The following is a 6,028-nucleotide window of genomic DNA, read 5'->3' as shown; positions in this document are numbered from 1 at the left end:
CGGCCAGGCAGGCGCTGTCGAGGATGAAGTCGGTCAGCGACTTGTGGGCCACCTCGGCGGCACGGCGCAGCACGGCCTCCTGTTCGGGCGTGGCGCGCAGCCCCAGGCGGGCAGTACGGGCAGCAGGCGAGGATGCGATGGCGGTCATGGCGGCGCCTTTCTTGTTCGATCAATGGACGCCATGTTAGTACAACCGACGCACGCGGTCCAGTTCGCTGGGGCGATCGCCGCCCTGGTTGACGATGAACCGCCGCGCGTAAGTCGTTGATTTTGATGAATCAGGCGCTGCGGCTACCCGCAAGCCAGCCGGAGAACAGAGACGGCTCTGGCCGAGACAATGGCCGATTTTGGGTGTTTTGGCTGGCCCCCACCCGCAGGGCGGATGGCCAGAATCCCGCGTGGCGCGGGGCCGGCGTCAAAAGGAAAGGGCCCGGAGACTTTCCGGGCCCTGGTGATTGGTGGCGGAACACGGAACCGAACCCGCATCCGTTACCCAAGCCAGATAGTAACGCCCAGGCCTTGAGGGCGTGATTTCGGGCCGATGACCAGACGCCGCCCGCTTGCGACGCGGCGGTGCACCCCGCTTAGCTCACCCTCTGAGCCCCATGCTTCTGAAAATCTTGCCCAAACTGGCCCCGATCCGTTCCGGTTTGTACTCTTTTGCACTATCCTGTCGCGGATTGACTCAACATGGCCATGACCATGCCTATAAGCACCCGCGAGGGCGAGATCCTCACCATCAAGCAGGTCGCCGAGTACTTAAAGGTCACGGAGCGGACGATCTACAGGTTGGCTGCAGCCAAGAAGATCCCCGCCTTCAAGGTCGGCGGTACGTGGCGGTTCTCGCTTGGTGACATCGATAGCTGGATCAAGCAGCAGTCGAGGGAGGGGCTGGGTACCGGACCTGACGGGGGCAGCGCGGCCACGGAACAATCGCACGATGGGGAGCTTAAGTGATGCTTGGACTGACTCTACGAGAAGAATTCCGAGGCAAGCGCCTCAAAGGGACGGCCATTGAGCTCTCCAACGACTCGAACACCGGCGCGACGCAGATCGCCGCGAAGCAGTTCTTGGAGATCACCTACCCGACGCACGACTTGTTGAAGGGCATCGAGGCCGTCGGTCCCAACCAGGGGCGTCCTGTTGTCGTCATCGGCGAGCGGGGCCTCGGCAAGTCGCACCTGATGGCGGCGCTGTACCACGCTGTGAACGACCCGGCCTCAACAGGTGCTTGGCTGAATGCTTGGGCGGGCACGCTTGGCGACGCGAACATCGGAAAGATCGCCCTGCGCTCCGGCATGTATGTGATTGGCGAGAGCCTGCATCGCCAGCGGTACAAGTTTCTTTGGGATTTGCTGTTCGAGCGTCATCCCCACGGCACCTACATCAAGGGTAAGTGGGAGGGTATGGGGGCGGCCAAGACGGACATCCCCTCCGACAAGCTCATCGTCGAGCTGTTGGAGCACACGCCGACGATGCTGCTGTTAGACGAGTTTCAGACTTGGTATGACGGTCTGACCAACACGAAGCAGTACCCCTGGAAGAACTGGGCGTTCAACTTCATTCAGATCCTCTCGGAGATCGCAAAAGAACGGCCTGACCTTCTGGTCCTTGTGATCTCGGTCCGCAACGGGGGAAGCGATGCCTACCAGCAGGTGCACCGTGTCAACCCTGTAGCCATTGATTTCAAGGCCGGAGGCAACGCGGAGCGCATCCAGCAGGATCGCCGGCGGATGCTGCTGCACCGTCTGTTTGACAACCGAATGCAGATTGCGAACAGGACGATTGAATCGTTGATCGCGCAGCACGTCTCGGAATACTTCCGCCTTCTCGACGTACCACCGGCGGAACACGACCGCAAACGCCGGGAGTTCGCCGAGTCGTGGCCCTTCGCCCCGCACCTGTTGCGGCTGCTTGAAGAGCAGGTTCTCATCGCAACGGATGCCCAGGAGACGCGCGACATGATTCGCATCCTGGCGAACCTGTACAAGAGCCGTGGTGAAGCGGTTCCAGTGCTAACCGCAGCCGACTTCCGCTTGGACGACGACACCTCCGGTATCGGCGCGTTACTCGATTCCGTCTCCAACGAACATCACCGCACCCTGCGCGAGAAGGCGCAGCAGAACATCATCTCGGTCACCGAGGCGGTGTACGACCACGCCAACCGCGCGCCGCATCTGCAAGAGATAGTCAGTGCCCTCTGGTTGCGTTCGATTGCGGTGGGCAACCTGGCCGGGGCTGAGCCCGCCACACTGCAGGTCGACATCACGCGAGACAAGCCCATCGACGACAACGCCTTCCAAGTAGAGCTGGCGACTATCGTCGAGAACAGCTTCAACATCCACCAGGATGGCCCTCGCCTCGTTTTCCGTGAGGAGGAGAACCCACGAGCCAAGCTCATGGCTTGCGCGCGGAACGACAAGCTGTTTGCCGACGGGTCTGATCAGGCACAACTGGCCAAGCAAATTCGCTACGTCATCGGCGGCACGGATGAAGTGGTCAAGACGTTCCGTGTGATCGCGCTGCCCAAGTCCTGGCAGACCGACCCTTGGTCGGCGCTCGACGAGGCCGAGCAGCCTGAGCGCTGGGATGACCGCTTGCCGATCTTGGTGCTACCCGAAGAGCCGGAGAAGATCGATCAGATGCTGGGACGTTGGGTCAAGGATCACCTCCAGAAGCGACGCAACACCGTTCGGTTCCTCATCCCTCGCTCTGGCTCGACAAATGCCTTCTTGGATCGAGACCTGCTCATCCTGGCTCGCGCCGAGATGAAGGCACAAGAGTGGAGCGGACAGAGTCCCGAGTACAAAAAGCTGCACAAGGAGTTTGAGAGGACGCTGCGTGACCACCTGAAGAAGCGTTTCGACCGCTTCGCCGTTTTGCATCGCTACGACCACCAGAACCCGCATCAGTGTCTTTTCAGCGTCGAAAGCCTGAAGAAGCAAGGCGCGCAGATCCCCGAGGCTATTGAAGAGGCACTGACGAACGACCTGTTCGTACCCGAAGACTTCGAGGATTTGGTTCTGGAGGCTGCGGCCGACAACGCAGCGGTGGGCAAGCTGCTCCGCGAACTGCAGGAGCCTCGCCCGGCCGGTCAAGACTGCATTCCTTGGCTCGGCGAGACGGCGATGAAGGAGCGCATCCTTCGACTCTGCGCACGGGGCAAGATCGCCATCAACGTTCGAGGCCTCGAATACCTGCAAACGCACGCAGGAGAAGACGAGGAGGCGGCATGGAAGCGCCTGCGCCCAAAGCTCTCCTACACCGGCAGGCAACTCGACGAGGTATTCCTGATGGAACCCTCGGCCGTGCCCACCACGGGCGGCATCACTCCACCAGCTCCACCGCCCGCCGGCGGGGCTGGCGGAGGATTGTTTGGCGGCGGCCTGACACCACCGCCACCGCCTACGCCGGGTGACGATACAACAGGTAGCAGCGGTACGCCGCCTCCGGGAGGCATTTTCGGCGGTGGCTCGGCATCCGGAGCGGGCAAGCCGCGCATTCCATTCAGCAACCCGCCCACGTCGCCGCTCAACCTCATCGGCAAGCTCGAAGGCTGGGGTATCGGCCCGGCCACCCAGGTCGCAGAAGTGACGATCAAGGTGTCGAGTGCCACCGGTGCGCAGCTTAAAGAACTTCTGAAGAAGCTGCCTGACGGGATGACGTTTGAGCTCAGCCTCGAGAAGGAAGACAGCTGATGGGTCTCGACGTCAACCTCCTTAAGAGTCTGACCAAGGCATCAGCCGCCGAAGCGTGGCGAGTCCTCATCGACAGTGCTGTCGAGATTGCGTCCAAGCCGCTGGCTGCCGGTAACGCGCCCAGCGAGGTGGTCAAACGTGATCGCGAGATCGGAGCGCTCGATCACTTCTTGGCCACCAGTGGCTGGGATCTGTGGAGCTCTTTCGGTGACGTTGTCGAACGCACATCAGATCGCCTGGTGCGTTGGTGGAAGGAGCCCTACAGCGCCAAGGCGGTGCTCATCCTGGATGGTCTTAGCTTGCGCGAACTCCCATGGCTGCTGCAGGGAGCCAAAGAGCACGGCTTTGCCTTGCATGAGGTCGGCGCCAACGCCTCCGAGTTGCCCGGAGAGACCAATGAGTTCGCGCGGGCCTTGGGCTTCAGCAGCCGCAGCCAGCTGCAGAACAACGGCGGCGGCCTGGCGCACAAGCTGCAACCCGCCCACACGGAATGCGTCGACATGCCGTGGAAGGACTGCGAGGGGCTGATCAACAGCACACCCAACTGGGTGTTCTGGCACCACTGGCCCGACAGCAAAGTGCATGACGGTGCCGGCGCCGGTCAGGGCCTTGAGATCCTGACCCGCGATGCGGCCCAGCAACTCAGCAGCGATGATTTCTGGTCCTTCGTCGAGCGCTTAGCCACCGGACGTCGGCTGGTGATCACATCCGACCACGGCTATGCCGCCTCCGGCCACTTCCCCGACGCGGATGGCGACGTCGGTCAGTTCCTCAAGAAGACCTTCTCCAGCGGACGCAGCGCAGCGGGGTCCGGCGACACCGGCCCGTTCGTTCCTCCAGTCGCGCTCCAAATCAACGGTCCGCATGGCGCACACCTCATGGCTCTGGGCCGATGGAAGTGGCGCAGCCAGGGCGGCTATCCAACACTGACGCATGGCGGACTTTCGCTGCTCGAGGTGCTGTCGCCCTTCGTAGAACTCACGAAATAAAAGGTCAGAAGATGAATTTCTGGGAACAAAAACAAGACGCGAAGGCGCAACTGCGGGAGCAGGTCGGCAAAGCTGTCGGCGCCGGCAAGGCGGTCGCCTTGGAATCGGTCGATTTCAGCGATCCGGGCCGCCCCAAGACCTGCCTGGAGGTGGACTTCCCGATCCTGCCCGTCAACCAGGTGGCGGTGATCGAGGGCAATGCGGGCAAGCCGATTTACCAGATGTCGAAATGGTGGGCGCGCAGGCGTTCCAGCGTGTTCCGCTCGATGCTGATCGCGGCAGCGGCCAAGGCGCCGGATGACCCGGCTCACGCAGCGCGCCTCGTGTGGGACCACTACTACGCCAACCACCAGAAGAAGGGTGCGTTCAAGCACCTGAAGGTCGCCGACATCTTCATGGGCGGCGGGACCACGCTGGTGGAAGGCTCGCGCCTCGGGATGCAGATGATCGGCAACGACCTCAACCCGGTCGCCTGGTTCGTGGTCAAGCAGGAATTCGCCAAGGTCGATCTGGAGCAAGTGCAGAAGCTCCTCGCCGATATCGAGGCCGAGGTCAAGCCGCAGATCATGCCGTACTACTGCTGTGACGGCCCGGAAGGTGAGAAAGGCAAGTGGACACACCTGCCGACTAAAAAGGTGATGCCCGCGGACTTTGACCCGCTGAAGATCCCTCGCGACAAACGCAAGGAATACCGCTACGAAGGCCCGGAGATCATCTACACGTTCTGGGCCAAGCATGGTCCCTGTCAGGTGACCGGCTGCGGCCACCGGACGCCCATCATGTCGAGCCCCGTGATGGCGGTGAAGACGCTCAGCGTCAAACACTGGGAGCACACCTGCGGCAAGTGCGGCGGCGCATTCCATGTGGAGGAGGAAGCGGCGCGCATGGCGCCGGATGTGCCGCTCTACGTCGCGCCCTCCGAGCCTCCGTTCTCCGTGCTCGATCGCAAGAAAGGTGTGACTTGCCCACATTGCGGCCACACCGCCCTGGTCAATCTGGGCAAGGGTAAGAACAAGAAGGTGGAGCTCTCGTTGCTGGTACACCCGCAGTGGCTGGCTGGGGCGCCGAAGACGGACGAGAAGGGGCGGCCTTACGGCGGCTCGGCCCAGGATGACGCGGCATCCACGGCGCGCTGGGACCAGACGCGCGCCGCCAAGATTCGCCTACTTGAAGTGCGCGGTGCCCTGCCGGATCAGGTGACCTGCCCCGAGACGAAGATTACCTTCGCCCCAGAGCAAGGCACGGTACCTAAGGAAGGTCTGCAAAACCTCGGCACCTCTGCTCCGATGTGAGACATTGACGGCATGAAGCAAATGAGCCTGGGCGAGAGCGGATTCGAGC

The 6,028-nt window shown here is 62.2% G+C and carries 5 protein-coding genes; 4 read left to right on the top strand and 1 reads right to left on the bottom strand.

The annotated features are described in order from the left end of the window. Nucleotides 1-148, bottom strand: a 148-nt coding sequence (locus tag ACK42S_RS14815; RefSeq protein ID WP_269726105.1) for a DUF1778 domain-containing protein, incomplete at its 3' end; no start/stop codon positions are given. A 542-nt stretch (nt 149-690) separates the two neighbouring features. Between ACK42S_RS14815 and ACK42S_RS14810 the strand changes: the two genes are divergently transcribed. Genes ACK42S_RS14810 through ACK42S_RS14795 form a run of 4 tightly spaced genes read left to right on the top strand, consistent with a single transcriptional unit; the run spans nt 691 to nt 5,979 of the window. Beyond that, a complete protein-coding gene (locus ACK42S_RS14810; RefSeq protein WP_409709147.1) occupies nt 691-957 on the top strand; it encodes a helix-turn-helix domain-containing protein in 267 nt (88 codons plus the stop codon). Then, on the top strand, nt 957-3,698 hold the full coding sequence (locus tag ACK42S_RS14805; RefSeq protein WP_409709144.1) for a DUF499 domain-containing protein: 2,742 nt from the start codon (nt 957-959) through the stop codon (nt 3,696-3,698). Before ACK42S_RS14810 ends, ACK42S_RS14805 begins: the two co-directional genes overlap by 1 nt. Beyond that, a complete protein-coding gene (locus tag ACK42S_RS14800) occupies nt 3,698-4,687 on the top strand; it encodes a hypothetical protein (RefSeq protein WP_409709141.1) in 990 nt (329 codons plus the stop codon). The genes ACK42S_RS14805 and ACK42S_RS14800 overlap by 1 nt, the downstream gene beginning before the upstream one ends. A gap of 11 nt (nt 4,688-4,698) precedes the next feature. Beyond that, on the top strand, nt 4,699-5,979 hold the full coding sequence (locus ACK42S_RS14795; protein ID WP_409709138.1) for a hypothetical protein: 1,281 nt from the start codon (nt 4,699-4,701) through the stop codon (nt 5,977-5,979). Nucleotides 5,980-6,028 lie beyond the last annotated feature (49 nt).

Source organism: Caldimonas sp. (genome assembly GCF_046289365.1).
GTDB lineage: Bacteria > Pseudomonadota > Gammaproteobacteria > Burkholderiales > Burkholderiaceae_C > Caldimonas.
This window is presented reverse-complemented; position numbering and strand designations above follow the sequence as displayed.